Annotated in this window: 21 protein-coding genes; 8 read left to right on the top strand and 13 right to left on the bottom strand. The window is 68.3% G+C overall.

Going from position 1 to position 22,220, the window contains the following annotated elements; translation table 11 throughout:
• Window positions 1–307: 307 nt before the first annotated feature.
• The gene (locus DL990_RS26620; RefSeq protein WP_125785799.1) at window positions 308–1,510 is read right to left on the bottom strand and encodes an ROK family transcriptional regulator; all 1,203 of its coding nucleotides are present in this window, start codon (window positions 1,508–1,510) and stop codon (window positions 308–310) included.
• A gap of 10 nt (window positions 1,511–1,520) precedes the next feature.
• A complete protein-coding gene (locus DL990_RS26615) occupies window positions 1,521–2,531 on the bottom strand; it encodes a GlxA family transcriptional regulator (RefSeq protein WP_125800276.1) in 1,011 nt (336 codons plus the stop codon).
• 73 nt (window positions 2,532–2,604) lie between these two features.
• Here DL990_RS26615 and DL990_RS26610 point away from each other — a divergent pair, with 73 nt between their 5' ends.
• On the top strand, window positions 2,605–3,393 hold the full coding sequence (locus DL990_RS26610) for a dienelactone hydrolase family protein (protein WP_125785797.1): 789 nt from the start codon (window positions 2,605–2,607) through the stop codon (window positions 3,391–3,393).
• An 86-nt stretch (window positions 3,394–3,479) separates the two neighbouring features.
• On the opposite strand, the gene DL990_RS26605 is transcribed toward DL990_RS26610, so the two are convergent.
• Both DL990_RS26605 and DL990_RS26600 read right to left on the bottom strand, forming a co-directional pair.
• Window positions 3,480–4,142 carry a response regulator gene (locus tag DL990_RS26605; protein WP_125785796.1) on the bottom strand — a complete coding sequence of 221 codons (663 nt, stop codon included), beginning with the start codon at window positions 4,140–4,142 and terminating at the stop codon, window positions 3,480–3,482.
• A complete protein-coding gene (locus DL990_RS26600) occupies window positions 4,139–5,671 on the bottom strand; it encodes a sensor histidine kinase (RefSeq protein WP_125800275.1) in 1,533 nt (510 codons plus the stop codon). The genes DL990_RS26605 and DL990_RS26600 overlap by 4 nt, the downstream gene beginning before the upstream one ends.
• A 132-nt stretch (window positions 5,672–5,803) precedes the next feature.
• Here DL990_RS26600 and DL990_RS26595 point away from each other — a divergent pair, with 132 nt between their 5' ends.
• The 5 genes from DL990_RS26595 to DL990_RS26575 all read left to right on the top strand — a co-directional run bounded on the left by DL990_RS26595 (window position 5,804) and on the right by DL990_RS26575 (window position 11,070).
• Entirely contained in the window at window positions 5,804–6,772 is a 969-nt protein-coding gene (locus tag DL990_RS26595) for a tripartite tricarboxylate transporter substrate binding protein (RefSeq protein ID WP_125800512.1), read from the top strand.
• Window positions 6,769–7,266, top strand: a complete 498-nt coding sequence (locus DL990_RS26590; protein WP_125785794.1) for a tripartite tricarboxylate transporter TctB family protein — start codon at window positions 6,769–6,771, stop codon at window positions 7,264–7,266. The genes DL990_RS26595 and DL990_RS26590 overlap by 4 nt, the downstream gene beginning before the upstream one ends.
• Window positions 7,266–8,783: a tripartite tricarboxylate transporter permease gene (locus DL990_RS26585; protein ID WP_125785793.1), complete on the top strand. Its 1,518-nt coding sequence runs from the start codon at window positions 7,266–7,268 to the stop codon at window positions 8,781–8,783. Before DL990_RS26590 ends, DL990_RS26585 begins: the two co-directional genes overlap by 1 nt.
• A 119-nt stretch (window positions 8,784–8,902) precedes the next feature.
• The gene (locus tag DL990_RS26580) at window positions 8,903–9,457 is read left to right on the top strand and encodes a hypothetical protein (protein WP_125785792.1); all 555 of its coding nucleotides are present in this window, start codon (window positions 8,903–8,905) and stop codon (window positions 9,455–9,457) included.
• A 167-nt stretch (window positions 9,458–9,624) separates the two neighbouring features.
• The gene (locus DL990_RS26575; RefSeq protein WP_125800274.1) at window positions 9,625–11,070 is read left to right on the top strand and encodes a DUF1996 domain-containing protein; all 1,446 of its coding nucleotides are present in this window, start codon (window positions 9,625–9,627) and stop codon (window positions 11,068–11,070) included.
• A gap of 219 nt (window positions 11,071–11,289) precedes the next feature.
• Here the strand turns inward: DL990_RS26575 and DL990_RS26570 are convergent, their stop codons facing one another.
• The 6 genes from DL990_RS26570 to DL990_RS26545 form a co-directional block, all read right to left on the bottom strand.
• On the bottom strand, window positions 11,290–11,979 hold the full coding sequence (locus DL990_RS26570) for a hypothetical protein (RefSeq protein ID WP_125785790.1): 690 nt from the start codon (window positions 11,977–11,979) through the stop codon (window positions 11,290–11,292).
• Between the two features lie 121 nt (window positions 11,980–12,100).
• Window positions 12,101–12,802 (bottom strand): Crp/Fnr family transcriptional regulator, encoded by a 702-nt coding sequence (locus DL990_RS26565; RefSeq protein ID WP_125785789.1) that lies wholly within the window; start codon window positions 12,800–12,802, stop codon window positions 12,101–12,103.
• 29 nt (window positions 12,803–12,831) lie between these two features.
• A complete protein-coding gene (locus DL990_RS26560; protein WP_007034234.1) occupies window positions 12,832–13,197 on the bottom strand; it encodes a hypothetical protein in 366 nt (121 codons plus the stop codon).
• A gap of 50 nt (window positions 13,198–13,247) precedes the next feature.
• Window positions 13,248–13,760: a hypothetical protein gene (locus tag DL990_RS26555; RefSeq protein ID WP_125785788.1), complete on the bottom strand. Its 513-nt coding sequence runs from the start codon at window positions 13,758–13,760 to the stop codon at window positions 13,248–13,250.
• Window position 13,761: 1 nt separating this feature from the next.
• On the bottom strand, window positions 13,762–15,516 hold the full coding sequence (locus tag DL990_RS26550) for a substrate-binding and VWA domain-containing protein (RefSeq protein ID WP_125785787.1): 1,755 nt from the start codon (window positions 15,514–15,516) through the stop codon (window positions 13,762–13,764).
• 35 nt (window positions 15,517–15,551) lie between these two features.
• The gene (locus DL990_RS26545; RefSeq protein ID WP_125800273.1) at window positions 15,552–18,173 is read right to left on the bottom strand and encodes a P-loop NTPase fold protein; all 2,622 of its coding nucleotides are present in this window, start codon (window positions 18,171–18,173) and stop codon (window positions 15,552–15,554) included.
• A 137-nt stretch (window positions 18,174–18,310) separates the two neighbouring features.
• On the opposite strand from DL990_RS26545, the gene DL990_RS26540 reads away from it, so the two are divergent.
• Window positions 18,311–18,862 carry a snapalysin family zinc-dependent metalloprotease gene (locus DL990_RS26540; protein ID WP_125785785.1) on the top strand — a complete coding sequence of 184 codons (552 nt, stop codon included), beginning with the start codon at window positions 18,311–18,313 and terminating at the stop codon, window positions 18,860–18,862.
• Between the two features lie 46 nt (window positions 18,863–18,908).
• On the opposite strand, the gene DL990_RS26535 is transcribed toward DL990_RS26540, so the two are convergent.
• Both DL990_RS26535 and DL990_RS26530 read right to left on the bottom strand, forming a co-directional pair.
• Complete coding sequence (locus tag DL990_RS26535; protein ID WP_125785784.1) at window positions 18,909–19,088, bottom strand: ferredoxin; 180 nt, start codon at window positions 19,086–19,088, stop codon at window positions 18,909–18,911.
• A 5-nt stretch (window positions 19,089–19,093) separates the two neighbouring features.
• On the bottom strand, window positions 19,094–20,296 hold the full coding sequence (locus tag DL990_RS26530; RefSeq protein ID WP_125800272.1) for a cytochrome P450: 1,203 nt from the start codon (window positions 20,294–20,296) through the stop codon (window positions 19,094–19,096).
• A 162-nt stretch (window positions 20,297–20,458) separates the two neighbouring features.
• Here DL990_RS26530 and DL990_RS26525 point away from each other — a divergent pair, with 162 nt between their 5' ends.
• Window positions 20,459–21,403: a helix-turn-helix domain-containing protein gene (locus DL990_RS26525; protein ID WP_370451376.1), complete on the top strand. Its 945-nt coding sequence runs from the start codon at window positions 20,459–20,461 to the stop codon at window positions 21,401–21,403.
• A 570-nt stretch (window positions 21,404–21,973) separates the two neighbouring features.
• Here the strand turns inward: DL990_RS26525 and DL990_RS26520 are convergent.
• On the bottom strand, window positions 21,974–22,220 hold a 247-nt coding region (locus DL990_RS26520; protein ID WP_148106803.1), incomplete at its 5' end, for an HNH endonuclease signature motif containing protein.

Below are 22,220 nucleotides of genomic sequence, written 5' to 3'. Positions count from 1 at the left end.
TAGCCAGCGAAAGTAGGGTGGCTTCTGTCACTCGTCAAGGTGACAACAGGACAGAAATGGGTGTCATCACCCGAATAGCCGTCCAGAACCGCGCAGACTTTCGTACTTGTCGAGCGAAAGTCTGCACGATCTTGACGTTACTAATCGGAATCAGGTGAGTGCCTAACGTGCCGCCGAGCGGTCACTCAGCGCTCCCGGCGGCCCTCCTCGCGTGTGCCTCCCGCGCGCAATGAAGGGGCCTTTCATTGCAGAATTTGCTATGAAAGGCCCCTTCATTGCACGGGCGGGGAGACGCAGGTGAGGCGCCTCAGCTACTGAGCGTGAAGGCGCGGTCCGTAGCGGACCACGCGGCCCCGATGACGCCCGCGGTGTCCCCCAGCTCGGACAGCACGATCGGCAGGTTCCCGGTCGCGAGCGGCAGCGACCGCCGGTAGACCGAGCTGCGGATCTCGGCGAGCAGCTGATGCCCGAGCTGCGCCACGCCGCCACCGATCACGACCATGCCCGGGTTCACGAAACTCACCAGCGAGGCGACCACCTGCCCGAGCCGCCGTCCGCCGTCACGGATCAGGTTGACCGCGCCGAAGTCGCCCGACGCCGCCGCGCGGCCGACGTCCGCGGCGGTGATCGCGCCGCGGTCGGCGACTACGTCGGCGAGGTACGCCGACCGGCCGCTGCGCGCGAGCGTCAGCCCGTCGCGGGCCAGCGCGGCGCCGCCGAAGTACGCCTCGAGACAGCCTGTCTCACCGCAGGCGCAGGTCGGCCCGTAGTCGTCGAGCCGGATGTGCCCGATGTCGCCCGCGGTGCCGGCGACGCCGCGGTACACCTTGCCGCCCAGCACGATCCCGCAGCCGATACCGGTACCGATCTTGACGAACACCAGGTCGTCGGTGGAGCGGGCGACGCCGGCGTGCCGTTCCCCGAGGGCCATCGAGTTCACGTCGTTGTCGACGGTGACCGGGCAGCCCAGCAGCCCGCCGAGATGGTCGCGTACGGAAAACCGGTCCCAGCCGGGCATTATCGGCGGCGCGACCGCCATGCCCTCGGCGAAGCTCACCGGCCCCGGGAGGCCGATCCCGGCGGCGATCAGTTTGCCCGGCGCCTCTTCGCGGATCTTCTCCGCCAGCGCGGCGACGCGTTTGAGCACGACGTGCGGGCCCTGCCGGACGTCGCAGTCTTCGACGGTGTGCACCAGCACCTCGCACGATGCGTCGGTGAGGGCGACCCCGACCGACGTCGCGCCGACGTCGACGGAGAGCACGCGCAGGTCGCCCGCCAGCCGCACCAGTGTGGACCGTCTGCCGCCCCGGCTCGCCGACGGACCCGCGGTTTCGACGAGGCCGACCTCGGCGAGCCGCGCGACCTCGGCACCCACCCGGGCGCGCGGCAGTTCCAGCCGCTCCCCCAGTTCGACCCGGGACATCGGCCCCTCATCCCGCAGCAGGGTCAGCAACTGGGTCTGGTGCCGGGTTTCGACCATCGGATGCTCCGTGGTGGATGCCGTGCTCATTCAGCCGAGCCTACGGTGTTGTCCACTTCGTGTCCCGAATGCCTGTGGACACTCGGCTTCGCCTGAACATCGCGCGGTAGTCCCACGGCCGGTGGCCGGTCAGCCGGGCGAAGACCGCGCTGAACGTCCCGGGATCGCGGTAGCCGACCTCGGCGGCGATACCGGCGATCGTTCGCTCCGTGGTCTCCAGCAGATGCTTCGCCCGGCGCACCCGCGCCTCCTGGAGGTAGCCGAGCGGAGTTTTGCCGGTCTCGCCCCGAAACCGCCGCAGCAGGGTTCGCGCGCTGACGTGGAACGTCGTGGCGAGCAGTCCGAGGTCGTACCGCTCGCGCAGGTTCTGGTCCAGCCGGCGTTTGACGCCTTGGGAGAACTCCCTGCCGGTGGCGGGCAACAGATCCGCGTCGACATACGGCGCCTGGCTCGACCGCGCGTCGTCGACGAGGGCGATCCGCGCGGTCGCGCGAGCGACCCGGCCGCCGTGGTGTTCACGGATGAGCCCGAGAGCGAAGTCGTACATCGCGCTGAACGCGCCCGTCGTGGTCACTCCGCTGTCGGTGACCACGAGTTCGTCCGGGAGGACCTCGGTGCCGGGGCGGCGATCGGCCAGCCGTCCGGCGAAAAGCCACGAGGTGGTCGACCGCCGCCCGTCGAGCAGGCCGGCGTCGGCCAGCAGGAACGCGCCGACGCAGATCGAAACCACCGCGGCTCCCGCCTCCGAAGCGGATTTGACGGCCTCGATTTCCGGGCGCAGCGACCTGAGCTTCGTGTCGAGGTCGAGCCCCGGCGACAGCTCGAACCCGGGGACGACCAGGACATCGACCGGCCGCACCGGCGACACCGTGATCACCGCACCGCCGGAGGCGACCACGCGCCGCCTCGGCGACAGGATCGAAACCTCGTACGAAGGATCCTCGGCCGCGGCGACATGAGAGGCCATCGTGAGGAGATCGGGAACCCCGAAAACCTCCGAAGCGAAACATCCCGGATAGGCAAGCACTCCGACGCGCTGCGCGGTCACCATGATGGCGAGATTACCCGACGATATGGCGATCTCGCCCCTGTCCGAGCCGGCGGGCGCACTGCACGATGGCGCCATGACCCTCGCGGACTTCTCGAAACGGCTCGTCGAAGTCGACGGCGTCGGCAAAACCGTCTACGTCGCCGGATCCGGGGCGGCGGTGGTGCTGATGCCGGAGATGCCCGGCATCAGCCCGGACGTCGTCCGCTTCGCGCGCTGGATCCGGGACGCGGGTTTCACCGTCTACCTTCCGTCGCTCTTCGGTGTCGACGGCGCTTTCCCCACCGCCGCGGACGGGGAGAAGGTCGTCCGCCGCGCCTGCGTCAGCGCCGAGTTCCGGGCGTTCGCCGGCGGCGGCACAAGCCCCGTCGTGACCTGGCTGCGCGGGCTGGCGAGGAAGGCGTTCGAGGAATGCGGCGGGCCGGGCGTCGGCGCGATCGGCCTCTGCTTCACCGGCAACTTCGCCCTCAGCATGACCCTCGAACCGGCCGTCATCGCTCCCGTCGTCAACCATCCTTCGCTGCCGCTGGACGACCCGGCCGGGCTGGAACTCGGCGACGCGGACGCCACCCGGATACGTGAACGTGTCGAGCGCGATGGACTGAAGGTGCTCGCCTACCGCTTCGAGAACGACCGGTGGTGCACCGGGCAGCGCTTCGCCGCGTACCGGGCACTTCTCGGCGACGCGTTCGACGGTCGCGTACTCCCCGACGAGGTGGCCAATCCCGAACCGCCGCCGTTCTTCCGTGACGTCGTGGCCTGCCCCCACAGCGTCGTCACCGCCCACCTAGTCGACCAGGAAGGCCATCCCACCGTCCGGGCCAGGGACGAGATCCTGGCCTTTCTCGCCGACCAGCTCAGCTGAGCCGAACCCCCGGACGCACGCAATTAGTCACCTACTTGCGTCAGGTCAGGCACGCAAGTAGGTGACTAATTGCGGGGTCAGGGCGGTCAGGACCAGAGGTAGCGGCGCTCGGGCCGTCCTGTCCCGCCGTACTTGAGGGTCACCTCGGCCTTCCCCGTCGCCACGAAATGCTCCAGGTACCGGCGCGCGCTCACCCGGGCGACGCCGGTCGCCTCCGCGCATTCGCTCGCGGACATCCCGCCCGGCGCGCCCCGGAGCGCGGTCTCCACCAGCCGCGCGGTCTGGACGGTGAGTCCCTTGGGCAGCACGGGTTTCGCGCTCGGCCGCGAGCCGAAGACCTGGTCGACGTCGGCCTGGCCCGCCTCGGCCAGCCGGTCCAGCCGCTGGTGCAGCGACGCGAAATGGGTGAGCTGATCCCGCAGCGACGCGTACTCGAACGGCTTGATCAGGTAGTGCAGGACCCCGCCCCGCATCGCCTGCCGCACGGTCTCCACGTCCGTCGCGGCGGTGATCAGGATGACGTCGACGTCCTCGGTGGCGCGCAACTCCCGCAGCACCGAAAGCCCGTCGAGGTCGGGGAGATAGACGTCCAGCAGTACCAGATCCGGCTTCAGCTCCCGCGCCAGGCGGAGCGCGTCGGCGCCGGTGTGCGCGACCCCGACCACGGCGAACCCCTCCGTGCGCGCGACGTATCCACTGTGGACTTTCGCGACCATGAAATCGTCGTCGACGACGAGGACCCGGATCATCGCGGCAACCTCGCCGTGAACACCGCGCCGCCGGAGTTGTGCACCTCGACGGAACCGCCACGCCGGACGCACGCCTGCCGGATCAGCGCGAGCCCGAGACCGCGCTGGCCGTGTGCGGCGGCCTTCGTGGTGAAGCCGTGCTCGAACACTTCTTCCGCGATCTCCGGGGCGACTCCCGGTCCGGAATCGCGGACCTCCACCCGCACTTCGTCCTCCTCCTGCCACACGCCGACCTCGATCCAGCCACGCTCACCACCCAGCGCGTCCAGCGCGTTGTCGACGAGATTTCCCAGCACTGTCACCAAATCCGTGGAGAGGCCGTCCTCGACACGGTCGAGTTCGCTGTCGGGGGCCATGCGCAGGCCGGCCCCGCGTTCCGCGGCCAGCGAGGCCTTCGCGATCAGCAGCGCGGCCACCGCCGGGTCGCCGATACGCGAGCCGACCTCGGCGCGCCACTCGCCCTGAGCCGAGCTGATCCGGCTGACATAGCCGCGGACCTCTTCGTATTCCCCGAGTTCCAGCAGCCCGGAAATGGTATGCAGCCGGTTGCTGAACTCGTGCGCCTGCGCCCGCAACGTGTCGGTGGCGTGCCTGCTGGCGTCGAGTTCGTCCCGCAGGGTCATCAGGTCGGTGCGGTCCCGCAAGGTGACGACGGCTCCCCGTACGTCGATCGGCATCCGGTTCAGCGTCAGCACCTTCCCTTTCCGCAGCACGATCTGGTCGGCGCCGGTCGCGCGGCCGGTGAGCAGGTCGCGGATCCGTTCGTTGAGATCGAGTTCCTCGACCGACCGGCCGACGGCGTCCTCCGGCAACGCCAGCAGTTCGCGGGCCTGATCGTTCGCCAGGGTGATCCGGTGCTGCGGGTCCAGGCCGACGACGCCCTCCTTGATGCCGTGCAGGAGCGCCTCCCGGTTTTCCACCAGGGCGGTGATCTCGTGCGGTTCCAGGCCGAGCGTCTGGTTCTTCACGCGCCGCGCCAGCAGCAGCGAACCGCTCACGCCGATCACCAGCGCGACACCCAGCACCCGCAGGGCGTTGTCCGGCGAGTCGAGCACGCCGGCGAAGAACCCGGGCGACTTCGACCCCACCGCGACCATGCGGACGACTTTGCCGCCCTTTTCGTCGAGCACCGGGACGTGCGCCACGATCGAACCGTCGAGTTCGCCGACCCACGACCGTCCAGAGAGGACGGTGCTCTCCCCGATGTCGAGCGGCGTCCGCACCTGACCCGGATCCGGTGACGCGAGCACGTAGCGGTCCGCTCCCGCGATCACCACGAAATCCACCCCGGAGAAGCTTCGCGCGGTCGCCGCGGGCGCGTTCAGTTCGAACGGGCCGTTCTCGAGGTCGCCCACGACACCCTGCGCGGCGACACTCTCCGCGACCGAAAGCGCCCGGCGTCCCTCGGTCGTGCGGAAGTTGTTCCCCGCCTGGACGACGGCCAGCACGCCCACCGCGCACAGTAGGCAGGTCACGACTACGAGTTGCCATACGAGGAGCTGGCGGGCCAAGGAACCCCGAGCACCCATCGCCACCTCCGCGTGACCAAAACGAACACAACAACCATTGGGCCCGCAAGCGGGACATCTCTGTTTACACGAGTGCAACATGTCCAACCACGCGGCAGAGAGGCGGGGATCACAGTGAAGCCCAGTAACTGGTTGGCCATCGCGGCGGCGCTCGTCGCCGTTTTGCTGGTGCCACCGTTGCTCACCCCGGGCGGCGAGGCCGACGAGGGCTCGCAGATCCGGTCGTTGCGGGTGCTCGTGCCCAACGCGCCCGGCGGCGGTTACGACATCACGGCGCGCACGGCGACCAAGGCGATGGAGGACGCGGACCTGCTCGGCAACGCGGAGGTCTTCAACCTCCCCGGTGCGGGCGGCACGGTCGGCCTCGGCCGCACGGTGGCCGAGCGCGGCAACGGCAAACTCGTCATGTCCATGGGGCTCGGCGTCGTCGGCAGCGTGTTCACGAACAAGTCGCCGTCTTCGCTGCTCGACACCACGCCGGTGGCGAAGCTGATCGAAGAGTCGGACATCGTCGTGGTCGGCAAGGATTCGCCGTACCAGAACATCGGTCAGCTGGTCGAAGCGTGGAAGAAGGATCCCGGCGCGGTCCAGGTCGGCGGCGGTTCGTCGCCCGGCGGGCCGGATCATCTGGCGCCGATGCTGATGGCGAAGGCGGTCGGGCTCGCACCCAAGGCGGTCAACTACGTCCAGTTCGACGGCGGCGGCGAGCTGCTCGCGTCGGTCCTCGGTGGCAAGGTCGCGTTCGGCGTCTCGGGTGTCGGCGAGTACCGGGACCAGATCCAGGCGGGCACGCTCCGGGTGCTGGCGGTGACCAGTGAAAAGCGGATCCCCGGCATCGACGCGCCGACGCTTTCGGAGTCCGGTGTGGACGTCAAGTTCACCAACTGGCGCGGCATCGTCGCTCCGCCCGGCATCACCGAGGCGGACCGGGCGAAGCTGGTCGGCCTGTTCGACCGGCTGCAGAAGACGCCGCAGTGGCAGGAGGCCTTGCAGCGCAACGGATGGACCGGGGCGTTCGCACCCGGGGAGCAGTTCGGTTCGTTTCTCAAAGAGGAGAACACGCGAGTGGCAACGGTGCTGAAAGAGCTGGGTCTGGCATGACGACCACGTGGCTGAAGGAGCGCTCCGAACTCGGGGTGAGCGTCGGGCTCGTGGTGCTCGGCGTCCTGGTGCTCACCGACGCGCTGAGCATTCCCACCGACTTCGCCCAGCGCGGTCCCGTGGGACCGAAGGCGGTGCCGATCCTGGTCGGCTCGCTGCTGCTGATCGTCGCCGTGCTGCTGGCGCGCGACGTGCTGCGCGGCGGCAAGGGCGAGGCCGAGGGCGGCGAGGACATCGACCTCACCGCGCCCGCCGACCTGCGCACGGTCCTCTTGCTGTGCGGCGCCTTCCTCGCCAACGCGGCGCTGATCGGCCTGGTCGGGTTCCCGATCTCCGGCGCGATCCTGTTCTGGGGCGCGGCGTACGCGCTCGGCAGCCGCAACCTGGTGCGTGACCCGCTGATCGCGGCGGGCATGTCCGTCGCGACCTTCCTGATCTTCAACAACCTGCTCGGTGTCCCGCTCCCCGGTGGCCCGTTGATGGAGGTGTTCTGATGCTTCAGCAACTCATCGACGGCTTCGGCACCGCGCTGACGCCGACCCATATCGCGATGGCGGCGATCGGGGTCCTGCTCGGTACCGCGATCGGCGTGCTGCCGGGGATCGGCCCGGCCATGGCGGTGGCGCTGCTGCTGCCGGTGACCTACGGGCTGGAACCCACCGGCGCGTTCATCATGTTCGCCGGCATCTACTACGGCGGCATGTTCGGCGGCTCGACGACGTCGATCCTGCTGAACACGCCGGGTGAGAGCGCGGCGGTGGTCGCGGCCATCGACGGCAACCCGATGGCCCGCAAGGGACGCGGCGCGCAAGCGCTTGCGGCGGCCGCGATCGGGCATTTCATCGGCGGCATCCTCGGCACGATCGCGCTGGTCGTGCTGGCCCCGATGATCGCGAAGCACGCCGTCGACATCGGCGCGCCGGATCTGTTCGCGATCATGGTGCTGGCGTTCATCGCGGTCACCTCGGTGCTCGGCAGCTCCCGGATCCGCGGCGTGGCATCGCTGCTGATCGGGCTCACCATCGGCCTGGTCGGGCTGGACGAGATGACCGGCCAGCAGCGGCTGACCTTCGGCTCGCTGCATCTGGCCGACGGGATCGACGTGGTGATCGTGGCGGTCGCGCTGTTCGCCGTCGGCGAGTCGCTCTGGGTCGCCGCGCACCTGCGGCGCAACGCGTTCAAACCGATCCCGGTCGGCAGGCCCTGGCTTTCGCGCGCCGATCTGAAGCGGACGTGGAAGCCGTGGCTGCGCGGACCGCTCATCGGCTTCCCGTTCGGCGCGGTGCCCGCCGGCGGCGCGGAGATCCCGACGTTCCTTTCCTACGTCACGGAAAAGCGGCTCTCGAAGCACAAGGACGAGTTCGGCAAGGGCGCCATCGAAGGCGTCGCCGGTCCGGAAGCGACGGCTTCGGCTTCCGCCGCCGGAACACTGGTCTCGATGCTGACGCTCGGCCTGCCGACCACCGCGGTCGCGGCCGTGATGCTCGCGGCGTTCCAGCAGTACGGCATCCAGCCGGGTCCGCTGCTGTTCGAGCGGGAGTCTTCGCTGGTGTGGGGCCTGATCGCCTCGCTGTTCGTCGGACTGACGCTGCTGCTGGTGCTGAACCTGCCGCTGGCGCCCCTGTGGGCGAAGCTGCTGCGGATCCCGCGGCCGTACCTCTACGCGGGCATCCTGTTCTTCGCCAGTGTCGGCGCGTACGCGGTCAACGCGGACATCTTCGACCTGCTCGTGATGTTCGTGATCGGCCTGATCGGCTTCGCGATGCGCCGCTACGGCCTGCCGGTGCTACCGGCGATCATCGGCGTGATCCTCGGCCCGGCCGCCGAACAGCAGATGCGGCGCGCACTGCAACTGAGCGACGGCAGCCTGAGCGGGTTGTTCAACACCCCGTTCGCGATCGTGGTCTACGTGATCATCCTGGTGATCCTGTTCTTCCCGCTGATCAAGCGTTTCCTGCCTTCCCGGCCCTCCGCTCCCGAGACGGAGTCCAAGGACAAGGTCGACGCCTGACCAGTGGGAATCCGGCCCGGCCTCGACTGCCCCGAGGCCGGGCCTTTCCCTCTCCGGTAGGAGGACACTTGTCCGCGCGAGTGATCTTTCCGGCGCCCCACGGCGACACGATCAGTCTCATGAAGATCCTTCACCGGCCCCCGGCCGTCAGCGACACCGAGCGGCCGGTTCCCCGCTGGGCGACGCGTCTCGCTTACGCGCTTCCCTGGATTCTGCTGCCTTCGTGTCTGTGGAGGCTGCCTTTCGCCTTCCATTTCGAAATGGGGCAGATCCACGATCGCGAGATGCCGGACTACTGGTTGAGCATCCCGTACGTCCTCACGCTGAGCGTGCTTTCCGAGGTGCTCGCACTCCTGGCCATCGGGCTGGTCCGGGGCTGGGGCGAGGTGGTGCCCCGGTGGATCCCGTTCCTCGGCGGCAAAGCGGTCCGGCCGATGGCGGCGGTCGTTCCCGCCGTGCTCGGGGGCTTGATCCTCACCGCGCTCTTCAGCTCGATCCCCCTCGGTGGAAACCGTCAGCTCACCGTGCTCGGCGTGGTCGAAAATGTCGCCTACATCAACGAAGGCTGGGAAACGCTGGCCACGATCTGCGTCACCCCGATCGCCTTGTGGGGGCCGATCGTCATCGTGCTGGGCATCGCTTATCACCGCCGCCGTAAGGTAACGAAAGCATAACGGCGAGGTCGCGTTTTGAACCGGGTGTCCGCCGGGGCCGTTTCAGCCAACACGGAGTCAGTGACGTCGGCGGTGCCGGCGCCGCCTCCCCCGGGCTCCGGGCAACGACACCGAACGAGGTGAACAAGTTCATGCCCCGTAACCAAAGAACCGCCGGCCGCCACCGCATGGCACGTCGTACCAAGGTCGCCACCGGCGGCCTCGCGCTCGCCATCGCGGTCGGCGGGATCGTCGTGGTCACCACGACCGGAACCCCCGACGCGGCAAGGGCCGACGGCGCGGACAAGTCTTTCTTCATCGACATCACGAAGGTCCCCCGCGGCACCAACGTCAACCTCGACCTCGCGAAACGAGGCGCACGGGGAACGTTCACCGTGGACTGCGGCCGCAACGAGAACGGCCACTTCAACGGCGACAACTTCATCGCCCAGCCCGGTGTCCGCAATGGAGCCGAGCACCTCCACGACTACGTCGGAAACCTGTCGACCAACGCGGATTCGAACAACAAGAGCCTGCTGCGAGCGGGCACGACCTGCAAGAACGGCGACAAGTCCGCGTACTTCTGGCCGGTCATCCGGATCAACACCGAGGAAGAGGAAGAAAACGAGGCGGCGAACGAGGAGAAACTCGCCGCCGACCGCGCGAACGCGGCCAAGGACGAGGCCGTCGCCCAGGTCGACTGCCCCGACGTCGCCAGCGAACTCGACGAACTCAGTGAGGTCCCCGACCAGGCCATGCCCGCGGTCGACGAGAACCTCGACAAACTCGACCAGGACTCCGACAACGCGAACAACCAGCTGGCGCAAGGAAAACAAGCGGCCCAGGTGCTCGACGAGCTGAAGAGCAAGCGGAAGCCGTCGATCAAGGAGATCGCCGACACCCTGCGACAGGCAGGCAAACCGGTCGCGAAGAACGAAGACCAGCTCGCCGGCTGCGCGGTGAAGCAGAACGGTGAAGGCGGACTCGACAACGGCGGCGAGAACAGCAACGTCAACGCGGCGGGCGACGCCGAGAAGAAGAAGTCCGACGGCAAGGCGGCGGACCTGCCCGGCGTCGACGACAACAACGAGATCGGCGACAACGAAGGCGAGATCCAGCGCCCCGCGAAGGTCGACCTGACCTTCACCAGCGGCGGCGCCCGCCGGGTCGTCGCGATGCCGAAGTTCCTGCGCGTGCTCTACGGCGATGCCAAGCAGAGCACCAACGGCCCGGCCAACGCACGGCCGAGCTGGACCTGCACCGGCTTCGAGGACCGGCTCACCGAGCTGTACCCGATCTGCCCGCGAGGCAGCAAGGTCGCCCGCGTCCACGCTTTCCCGAACTGCTGGGACGGGAAGAACACCGACAGCGCCAACCACCGCACGCATATCGTGTTCTCCGACCGGAACGGGAAATGCCCGCGCGGCTTCAAGAACGTGCCGCAGCTGCGGATCACGCTGGTGTACGACATCCCGGCGGGAATCCAGGCGGCCGGTCAGTACGCGGTCGACGCTTTCGCGCAGGAGAAGCACAACCCGCGCTCCGACCACGACGACTTCGCGAACGTCATGTCGCAGCGGCTGATGAACCAGCTGGTGAAGTGCATCAACAGCGGTAAGAGGTGCAAGCAGTAGCGGAGCCCGCCTCAAGTCCGTGAAGGCCTCCTTGAGGGACTCTGGGTCCCTCAAGGAGGCCTTCACGGACCGGGCAAGCGAGGGGGCGCGGCGGGGATGACCCGCGCCCCCACCCCCCGCGCCGGGGGTCCGGTTCCCGGCCCGGCGTAGGGGTTCCGGGCCGGGAACCGGCGAGCGGTACGGTTTTCCCTCCCTGGAAACCGGACCGCCCGGTCTGGGTCAGGCCGTCGTGGACAACCGGCTCACCCGGTCGAGCACGAGCGGCACCGCGACGGCGGGGTTCAGTTCGGCGAGGACCGCCTCGGCGTCCAGGCCTGGCAAGTGGATCCACGCGCTGTCCGCGAAATCCGGGGTCGTGACACTGATCCGGGCGCAGCGGGCCGGCGGGACCAGCGCGACCCCGAACGGCTCGACCACGTTGCGCCACACGGATTGCGAGACGATCATCCCGGCGCCGAACTTGTCGCCCGTCGGATCCGAACGGCACCAGTAGCCGACGGCGTCGTTGAAGGTGGAGGCGCACAGCAACCGGGTCAGTGTGATGTACGTGCGGTGGTAACGGTGGTTGTCCGCCATCGGTCCCATGTGGACCGCCACCCGCGCCCGCATCGGGACCCTGGCGTAGCGGTTGCGGGTCCGGAGCAGATGGTCCAGGTGGAACACGACCTCGCAGAGCTGGCCGACGGCGTGGTCCGGATACGCGACCATCAGCCCGTCCCCGGTCTCCCGGAAGTGACGCGCTTCCCCCGGTGCGAGCCCGACCGCGGTGAACGAGCGGGAAACCAGCGTTTCCATCTCGTTCTTCATCGGGTCCAGCAGGTCGTCGCTGGCCTTGGACGAACCGACGATGTCGACGGACAGCACGGCGTGGGTGTGCGCGTTGTATTGGCCTGAGGTCAGCACCTGCATCTCTGCGACCCCTCCCCTGATCGGTGAAAACTGGCGGCAGGAAGCAGTGTTCCCACTCCTCACCGGAAGTTCTGTTCGGAACCGAACAAAACGTGACCTCGCGATGGTCAACGCCAGTGAGCTAAGTCACACCTTTTTCCGTGATCACCCGCAACGCCTCGCGGTCGAGGACGGTGATCGCACGGCGCGAACTGGCCACAACTCCCGCCTTCCGGAGCTTGTCCAGTGCCTGCGCGACCATGGTCCGGCCCATCGGGATGAACTGCGCGAGTTCGTCCTGGCTCAACGGGATCCCGATGCGCCAGCCGGCGGGCGTCCGGATGCCACAGACGTCGACGAGGTAGTCCAGCCGCGTCGCGACCCGCGCCACCGCCTGCGGTTTCCATGACTGCGTCCGCTGACGCTGGGCGAGCACGAACCGGCGGGCGACGCTGACGAGCACCTCCCGCATCGCCGCCGGATGATCCAGCAGGAACCGGTTGAACTCGCTCGCCGCGATGCGCCGGACGTGCACCTCTTCGATGGCGACGACGTCGGCCATCCGGATGCCACCCGCGATCACCGCGATCTCGCCGTGCAGATCGCCGGGCACCCCGACGTCGAGGATGACCGTCGCGCCCATCCGGTCGGCGCTGGTCACCTTCACATAACCGTGCCGCAGCAGCATGACGAAGTCGCCGGGCTCGCCCGAGCGCATCAGCGCCTGTCTGCTCTCGTAGGTCTGCGGGGTGCCCATCTCCAGCAACCGGGCACGGACAGGTTCGTCCAGCCGCTCCAGGAACGGACGTTCTCTCTCTTCGGCGGCCTCCGGGCCCAAACCCACGAAACACCCTCCCAGGCAGTCGTGAACACCTATCGCGGAGAGTAACCGAATCGGCCACCCGATCCGGCGGCGGAACCGTCGTGCGTGGTGAAGATGCCCAGGCGGACCAGTTCCGATCTGATCCACTCGGCCAGCCGGTGCAACGGTCCGTCTTCGGCCTCGACGAAATAACTGTCCACGATCTGGTGTCGCCTATCGGCGTGCTTCGCCGCATAGAGCAGCGCTGACCGTACCTCCGAAACCTTGAGCGGAGCGACCTTGATTCCCGGAGCGGGCCGCACGGTGCTCTTGGCGGCCATCACCGCCAGTACGGCTTCCTCCAGGCTGAACCGGTGCTCCACCGGTACGACCACATGTTCCACGCCCTCGACAACCCGGCGCCCGATCAACGGCATGCTGTCAGATCAGCATGACGCACGGCCGTAGTCTGTTCGGCACCGAACACTCAACCCGGTTCGGCCGCCTCGATGGCCTCTTCGAGCATTTCCCGGAACAGGTGCATCCGCTGGACGAGCATCAGCCGGTCCGGGTTCTCCTCCTCCACCGAACGCTCCAGCTTCATGGTCAACTGGCTGACGGTCATCCGCAGTTGAGCGACGCCCACCGAACCGTCGCCCTTCCGTTTCTCCAGTACCGCCACCGCCCGCCGGAAGGCGCCGGAAAGCTCGGTCTCGCCCGGCAGCAGCGTTTCGATGGCCGTCAGCGCTCGCCCGAGCAGGCTGTAGTTGTCGGTGGCGGCGACGGGTTGCGGCGCACGGACCACTCGCGGCGGCTTCGATCGCCTGCTGTTCAACACCAAGAACGCGGTTTCGGCCGGAATCAGCACGGCCAGGACGGCGACCGCGCCGAAGAGCCAGGCCGCCGGATGCGGGTAGGTCACCGCACGGCCGATCAGTCCGGCGATCAGGCTGAGCACCACCGCGACGACGTGGAACGGGCGGTTGTCGTGTTCGGCCATGTCAGAAGTTGCTGAACACGTTGACGAACATCTTGTCGATGCCGTGCGGGTCGACGGCCTGGTAGCTGCGGGCCTTGGACTTCTGCGCGATCTCGTCGAGGACCCGGCTGTCCGCCTGCGCGCCGTAGGCCATGGTGAAGATCCGGACGGAGTTGTCCAGCCGCTCGGCGTCGACGTTCTGCAGCACCTGCTCCTTGGTCCCGGCCTCGGTGTTCTGCCCGTCGGTCAGGAAGACGACGGCGTTGATGAGGTTCGGGTCGAACTCGCGGCGCATCTTGTCGTTGGCCGCGATCACGGTCTGGTACAGCGCCGTATCCCCTTTCGGGGTCAGGTTGTCGACGAGGCCGAGCATCGGGCCCCGGACGTTCTTCACCTTGCCGATCGGCATCTTTTCCTCATACCCGTCCGAGAACGTCCACAGCCCCACCTCGTCCTCGGGATGCAGGTACTCGAGCTGTTTGCGGATCGCGGGTTTCAGCAGCGCGATCCGGCTTTCGGAATACGGCTTGTCCTTGCGGTTCTTGTCGAACGGTTCGTTCATGGAGCCGGAAAGGTCCAGCACCAGCAGGATCCGGCCGCGTCGCTGCGTGTACTCCCAGCCGTCCAGCATCTTCTGGATCTGTTCACCGGTGGGAAGCTCGATGGGCCGCGGTTCCGCGACCCCTTCGGTGTGCACGCCCTTGGCCAGTTTCTCGTTCCCGCGACCCTCCGGGTCACGGAAGCCGAGGTCACGGAACCGGTCCTGCTGCGCGGGCTCCCGAAGGAAATCATAGAAGTCCTTGGCCGCCGCGCGCTGTTCCGGCGACGCCTTGGCGGTGGTGAGGAAGGGATGGTCGATCAGCATCGTCCCCTCGCTCGGGTGCACGGCGACGAGCGGCCGGTTCAGCGGGGCCGGTTCCTTCCCCAGCTGTTTCGGGTCCCCGGTCGGCGCGCCGTGGTTGTAGAGGTAGACCATCTGTTCCTGCATCGCCATCGCGCTGATGTAGGGCGTGGGCTTCTTCTGGTCCTCTTCGTACAGCGTCTTCAGGAAGGCCACCGAATCGTCGCTGTAGTAGGCGACCGAGGCCTCGATCCCGCGGACGAACTGGACGGCTTCCGCCGTGTCGATCTTGCCGTAGTCGCCGCCGGTCGCCGCGAAGTAGGTCGCGATGGTCGCGGCGAGCCCCGAGGTCGACCGGCGCGGATTGTCCTTGCCCAGTGTGAAGTTGCCCCACTTCGCGTTCTCCGGACCAGTGGAGGCCCAGCCGCCGTTGCGATTGACTTCGAGTACGTCCCTCCAGCCGATGCCCTTCGACGGCCAGCCCAGTTCCTTGGCCATCGGTTCCGGCATCGCGATCACCATCGGGCTCGTCGCGAGCGAGGTCTTCGGACCGTTCGCGATCAGGTCCCCTTTGCCGCGCTGGCGCAGCAGATCGAGCCACAGCGAGGAACTCGGCATCCAAACCTGCGGTTCGGGTTGCCGCTCGTCGATGTCGTTCCAGCCATCGGCGATGAGGTCGAGCGTGGCCCCCGAGGTCTTCTTGAACGCCTCGACCTTCGCGCAGCGCCCGCCGTCGAACGTCCGGCCCGTGTTGTTGTACCGCTCGGCCAGTTCGGCGACCAGGTCGCCCTTCTCCGTGGAGGAACTGGCGACCAGCCGCACGCAGTCGGTCCTCGCCGCGTTCGACGGCGCGGTGACCGTGGTCGCGAGCAGGACGATCACGAGCGTCCCGACGAGCGCGCCGAAGACGAGCGAAACCCAGCCTGATCTCCGCATGCGCGCCCCCTAGCCGTTGTAGCGGGCAAGTGTAGCTACAACGTGGTTCCCGGTTCCGTCTCCTCGGTCACGAGATCGCAGGTTTCGAAACTGAAGCGGGCGAGGGTGCCCACCCAATTCCGATAGACCTGTAGATCATCGAAGGATTCGGCGTCTAGCCGCCATTCAGGTGGAAAGGCGCCGGACAACGATTCCCCGGCGGAAAGGGCGGCGAAGGTCGAACGCGCGGCCTCCGGATCGGCGACCAGCATGGTCAGCAGGACGAGCACCGCCCGATAGGGACCGCCGACGAACCGCGTCAGTTCCGCGTCGGGAATGCCGATGCGGACCAGCCGGTAGAGATTGACCAGTTTCCGTATCTCGCGCGGCGTATTCAGCCTTTTCCTCAGCGAGTGGACGAAATCGCGTTCGACTTCGGTGAGCCGCAGCCGATCCGGCCGCATGTTGTAAAACGTCGGTGGGGGCGTGTCCTCGACGACGACCTCCGCCGTTTCGCCGCGTTCGGTCCGGTCCCCCTCCTCCGGCCATTCTTCGTGATCGGGCGTCGCCGGTTCCGGCGCTTCGATGGGCATGAGGGTGTCGATCAGTTCGTCCGCCGCGGCTCCCATGGGACGCAAGGCGAACACGATCTGGAAGATCTTGTCGAGGTACTCCGCCTGGCGTGCCTCCCCGGTGCCGAAGAGCTCTTCGTGGTGCTGGTCGAGGCAGCGCCGCAACCACCTCGGGTCGACGGCCACCACCACGACGAACGCGGGCAGGGCCAGCAGCAGGTGCACCGCGGCGAGCACTTCGATCACCTTCGACGGCGGGCAGCGGTCGAGGTCGTCGATGTAGAGCACGATCCGTTCCAGCGGCGGCTTGCCCGTGCCTCCGGCAAGTTGCCATTCCCGGCGCGCCTCCTCCAGATCGTCGCTCAGCTTCACGAGGTCCTCCCGGACGCGCGCGAAAACCCCTTGGTAGTCGCCGTATCTGCCTGCCTTCGCCTCCTCGATCAGCTCACCGAGCCGGCTGGCCGCGTCCAGCCGCCGGAGCCGTTCCTCGGTCTCCCGGATTTCGGTCTCGAACCGTTCCGCGCGTTTGTCGACGTCGAACCGCAGTTTGTCCAATGTGGACTTGACCGGCGCGAGGGCCGACCTGGCGGTGGTGAGCGCCGGGGTCAGCACGGCGCCGAGCGCGACGACGGCGCCCGCGACGGCGAGGATCGTGTTGTGCCACAACGCCCAACCGGCGATCGCCGCGGCGATGCCGAGCACACCGGCGAACGCGTAGCCCGCGACGGCGAGCCTCCGCCGTCGGCGTTCCGCCCGGTCCACTCCGGACACCAGTAGACGCCAGCGCCAGGTGCGCGGGGAATCCGCCTTGACCGCGCGCAGGCCGGCCAACCGGGTGCGCAGTTCCTCACGTTCGGCACGGACCTCGCCGGCGTCCGCATGTGTTTCGGGCGCGCCCAGATTCCGGAACAGGTGGTCCACCAGGCCGACCCACAGATGGTCGTCGTGGTACTGCCAGGCGTTGAACCGGATCTGCCGGATCTCGCCGGCGAACACGCTGTTGGCGGCGTCGCCGCGGGACCGGCGGGCCAGTTCGGCGACCCGGTCGCTCACCTGCCGTACGAAACTGGATTTGCCGGAACCCCACGGGCCCAGCAGCGCGACGCACAACGGCGGACTGGTCTCCCGGTCGGCGATGACCGCGGCGAGGGTGCGCACGTCGTCATGGAAGCCGATCAGGTCGACCGGGCTTTCGACGTCGGGCGTGATCCGCGGCCGGGCCCGGCCCGGTTTGGGCTCGACGAAACCGGTGCCGTCGATCTGGTTGCCGAAGCGATCCCACACCCGGATGGCGCGGTCGTCCCCGACCGTGATGATCTTCTCGCCGCCCGCGGTGCAGGCGATCGCGCGGACGTTCCCCCGATGTCCCTTCAGAAGGGTGTAGCCCGCCGGGTCGTCGATCTCGCGGACGCGGACCTCGCCGTCGGAACCGCCGGAGAGCACCAGTTTGCCGTCCGGGCTGAAGGCCAGCGCCCGCACCGCTCCGCCGTGCCCTGGGAAAACGAGGGCCGGATCGCCCTCGCGCCCCCACAACCGGACCGTCTCGCCCTCGCCGGACAGCACGTGCCCGCCGTCGGCCGAGATCGCGACCACGTGGACCGCGCCCGCGCCCCCGAACCGGTAGTGGGAAACGACTTCCTTGTCCCACAGCCGCACCCCACCGGTGTCGTCCCCGGCGACGACGACCCGCCCGTCCGGGGTCACCGCGACCGATTCGACCTCCGGGCCGCCGGTGCGGAGCCCTCGCACCGTCACGCCGTCCAGCCGCCGGACCTCGACCGTGCTTCCCGCGCCGGACACGGCGAATTCGTTCGCCACCGCGACGGCGACGGTCCGCTTGGTGGTCTGGACCTCCGGGGGATGCGCCTCGCGACCGGCGATCCGCCAGCGCCGCACCGTCGCCCCATCGCAACCGACCACGTACTGACCAGAGATGCCCACCGCCAGCACCGCCCGATCGTGCCCGCCGAAGGTGAACCGGAGCGCGCCGGTCTCCAGGTCCCAGACCCGCACCGTCCGGTCCGCACCCCCGGTGACCAGCCGATTTCCCTTCACCGCGACGGCGAGGATCGGTTCTTCGTGTCCGGTGAAACGCGCCGTGGTCATAACCGCACAGTCTTCCGGTCGCGTCAAGATCATGGTTAACGACAGGCGACTATCGGCGGGTACCCCGAGCGCCTCGAAAGGGTCAGGGTCGAAACTGCTCCGAAATTCCAGCACGCCTTAAACGCGAGGAGTTCAACGTGCTTCGACGTACCTTCGCCGCGGTGCTCACCGGCGCCGCGCTCTCCATCTCGGTGCTCTCGGCACCCTCGGCCGGTGCCGCCGAGATCATGGCGACCACCCTGACCTACGACGACAGCCAGGCCGCCGAGTTCAAGGACGCGGTGGCGGCAGGCGTCAACGTCTGGAACACCAACGTCACCAACGTCCGCATCGTGAAGGCGACACCGGGGCAGCGGGTCAACATCCGGGTCATCGCCGACAACGGCTGGCCGCGCGCCACGCTCGGCCCGGTCCGCCCCGGCGGCACGGTCACCGTGTGGATGGGCAGGCAGGCCGTCCAGCAGGGCTACCACACGCCCCGGATCGCTTCCCACGAACTCGGGCACAGCCTCGGCCTGCCCGACGTGAAGCCCGGCCCGTGCTCGTCGCTGATGTCCGGCTCGACCGGCGGCGTCAGCTGCACCAGCGTGAACCCCAACGCGCAGGAGAAGGCCAGGGTCCAGCAGCTCTACGCCGGCACCGCCGTGCAGAGCGCCGACGCGGGCAAGGTCCTCGCGGAGATCGGCTGATCCCGGGGCCAGGGGGTGCCCGCCCGGCACCCCCTGGCCTGGTTTCTCAGTCGTCCGCCGTGATCGCCGCCGCCGGGCACGACTGCGCGGCGTCGCCGATCCCGGCCGGTTCCGGGTCCAGCAACCGGACCCGGCCGTCTTCCTCGTCCTGTCCGAACACCTCCGGCGCGGTCAGGACGCACATTCCGGCGCCCACACACCGTTCCCGGTCCACTTCGATCCTCATCGCGATCAGCCCCAGGCCACCGGGAGCGCGTACACCCCGTAGATGTCGGAGTCCGTCCGCAGCGGGATCTCATCGGCCGGAACGGCAAGGCGCAGCGCCGGGAACCTGCCGAGCAGCCCGGTGAAGGCGACCTTCATCTGGACTCGCGCGAGCTGCTGGCCGAGACACTGGTGCACCCCGTGCCCGAAAGCGGCGTGTCCGGCGGCGTTGCGGCGGAGATCGAGCCGGTCGGGTTCCGGGAACTTCAGCGGATCGCGGTTGGCCGCCGCCGCCGAAAGCGCGACCACTTCCCCCGCCTTGACGACCTGGCCGCCGATCTCGACGTCTTCGAGCGCGGTGCGGACGCCCGTATGAGCGATCGTCAGGTAGCGGAGGAGTTCCTCGATCGCGCCGTCGATGCTCTCCGGGTCCTCGCGCAGGACGGCGAGCTGGTCCGGATGCCGCAGCAACGCGAAAGTCCCCAGCGCCAGCATGTTCGCCGTGGTGTCCAGACCGGCCCCCAGCAAGAGGAACGCGATGCTGGTGAGTTCTTCGTCGGTGAGTTCCGTGGTGACCAGTTCGCCGAGGATGTCGTCGGTCGGCGCGGCCCGTTTGGCCACGATGAGTTCGTAGAGGTAGCCACCCAGCGCGTTGATGGCGGCCTCCTGTTCCTCCATCGACGCGTCCGGCCGGTTCAACGGCGCGACGTTGCGGCGGAAGAACTCGTGGTCTGCGTAGGGAACACCGAGCAGCTCGCAGATCATCAGCGCCGGAATGGGCTGCGCGAAGGCGGGCACCAGATCGGCCGTCGTTCCTTGCCGCTCCATGGCGTCCAGGTGTTCGGTGGTCACCTGCTCGACCCGTTCGGTGAGCTGCCGCATCCGGCGGACGGTGAACTTGCCGGTGAGCAGCTTGCGGTATCGCGCGTGCTCCGTACCGTCCATCTTGATGAACATCCCCGGCTGCGCGGGCGGCATTTCGACCATCGCGGCCGCACCCGGCAGCGGCGTGTGCATCAGCTCCTGCCGGGCACTGAACCGCGGATCCGCGATGACGGCGCGGACGATCGCGTGGCCCGTCGCGAGCCAGCCTTCGTGCCCGTCGGGGAACGTCAGCCGGACGAGCGGATGCTCGTCGCGCAGCGGCCCGAGTTCGGCGGGCGGGTCGAACGGACAGCCCTTCGGGCGTTCGAGGGGCAGTTCCGTGAGATGGGGTACCGACGTGGTCATTGCTGTTCCTCCCAGTTTTTACTGCTACTCAAAGGCTACGTTGCATTTACAGATCACTCAAAGCTCTGGGGTGGCCTTTTAGGCGTAATGGCTGGTAGATTTCCGGAAATCGTTGCAACGTTCTTGTCAGTGAATGCAACGGCTCGTTGCAATGATCTGCGAGTGAACGCACAGGAGGTGCCCATGCCGGGCGGCAGGCTGACGCAGGAGGATCGCCGTCTGATCGCGACCTGGCTCAAAGACGGCCTCGGTTACGCCGAGATCGCCCGCCGTCTCGGGCGCCCGACGTCGACGATCAGCCGTGAGGTCGCGCGCAACAGCGGCCATTCCGGCTACCGCGCCGAAGAAGCGAACCGCGCGACCGGCGAACGCGCGCGGCGCCGCCGCAAGTCGCCCGCCCGCGACGTCGCGGCCGTCTCGCACGGCTACGGCCGGAACCCGGAAGCCGTGCGCGCCTTCGAAACCGAATTCGCCGACATCATGGTGGCGACCGGGCTCCCCCGCATGACGGCACGGGTGCTCGCCTGCCTGTCCGTCAGCGACGACGGTGTTCTCCCCGCGGCCGAACTAGCCCGCCGGCTCCAGGTCAGTCCGGCGTCGATCTCGAACGCCGTCGCCTACCTCGAAACGCAAGCGATGCTCCGCCGCGTACGGGACGGACGCCGGGAGCAGTACGTCATCGACGAGGAGATGCCCCAGCGAGTATGGGACGAAAGCGTCCGCGCGAATCAGGAATGGGTCAAGATCGCCCGCCGCGGCGCCGACGTCCTCGGCATCGCGACACCCGCGGGTGCCCGCATGGACGACCTCTCCCGCTTCCACGCACGCATCAACGACGTCATGCTGGACGACCGCGTCGCCCTGTACGCCGCCGACGCCCTGACCGCACTCGCCGCCCTCCTGCACGCCGGCCGCACCCTTTCCACCGCGGCACTTTCGGCTGCCTTGGGGTGGGGCGAGGAACGGGTCTTGGCCGCTTTGCGGGTGGCGGAAGAGCAACCGCACATCGCCGGCCCGGTGCGGGTGGTTCGTGCCGGCAGGGAGTATCGGGCGGTTGCGGCGGTGGAACGGTTGACTGGGGCGCAGTTGGCGGCTTTGGGGTCTTGAGTTCTGGTGCTTTGCCGGGTCGGGTGTCGCCGTTTCTCGGCGAATGATGGTCGGTGGTGGATCGTGCGGTCGCTGTGGTGGCGGTATTGCTGGGCCGGCGTGGTGACTGTTGCCGCTTTCCGGCGATGATGGTCGGTGGTGGGGTGCGCGAGTCGTAGCGATGACCGTCGCCGTTTCGCGGCGGCTGCCGCGGGGTGCGGCCACTGGCCGTTGCGATGCCGCCGGTTCTATGCGGGCGGCTGTCGCCGGTTTCTGGCAACGGCGGCTGCCTCGGGTGCGGCCACCGGCCGTTCCAGTACTACCCGATCTCCGCGACGGCCGTCGCCGCTCTCCGGCAAATGACACAGTCGGCGAAACGCGCGGCCACCGACGACAGCGGAACCACAGGGCACAGCGAGGCGGCTGTCGCCGGTTGCGGGTGCGCAGCCGCCGACCGTTGCGGCTTTTGCCGGATCGCTGCGACGACCATCGCCGTTTCTCGGCAATTGAGGCCACCGGAGGCATGCAGACCCACTGACGGTGCGATCTCACCGGGGTCGTTGCGGCGCCGCCATTTTCCGGCGATGGGGTTCAGAAGGGTGGCGTCTCCTCGGTCGGTCCGGTGTGTGCGCGGGGTGGGTGGAGTGGTGGTGGGGTGCTGTCGTGGCTTTGGCCGGTCGGGGTGGTGATGGTTAAGGTGCCGTCGGATGTGAGGTGGTAGGTCCAGCCGGGTTCGTCTTTGAGTCGGTGATCTCGGCGGCAGAGGTCGATGAGGTCGTCGGCGTTGGTGGTGCCGCCGAACTGCCACGGCACCGAATGGTCGAGATCGCAGGTCTGT

Origin of the sequence: Amycolatopsis sp. WAC 01416 (assembly GCF_003947485.1) — a bacterium.
Lineage (GTDB): Bacteria > Actinomycetota > Actinomycetes > Mycobacteriales > Pseudonocardiaceae > Amycolatopsis.
This window is presented reverse-complemented; position numbering and strand designations above follow the sequence as displayed.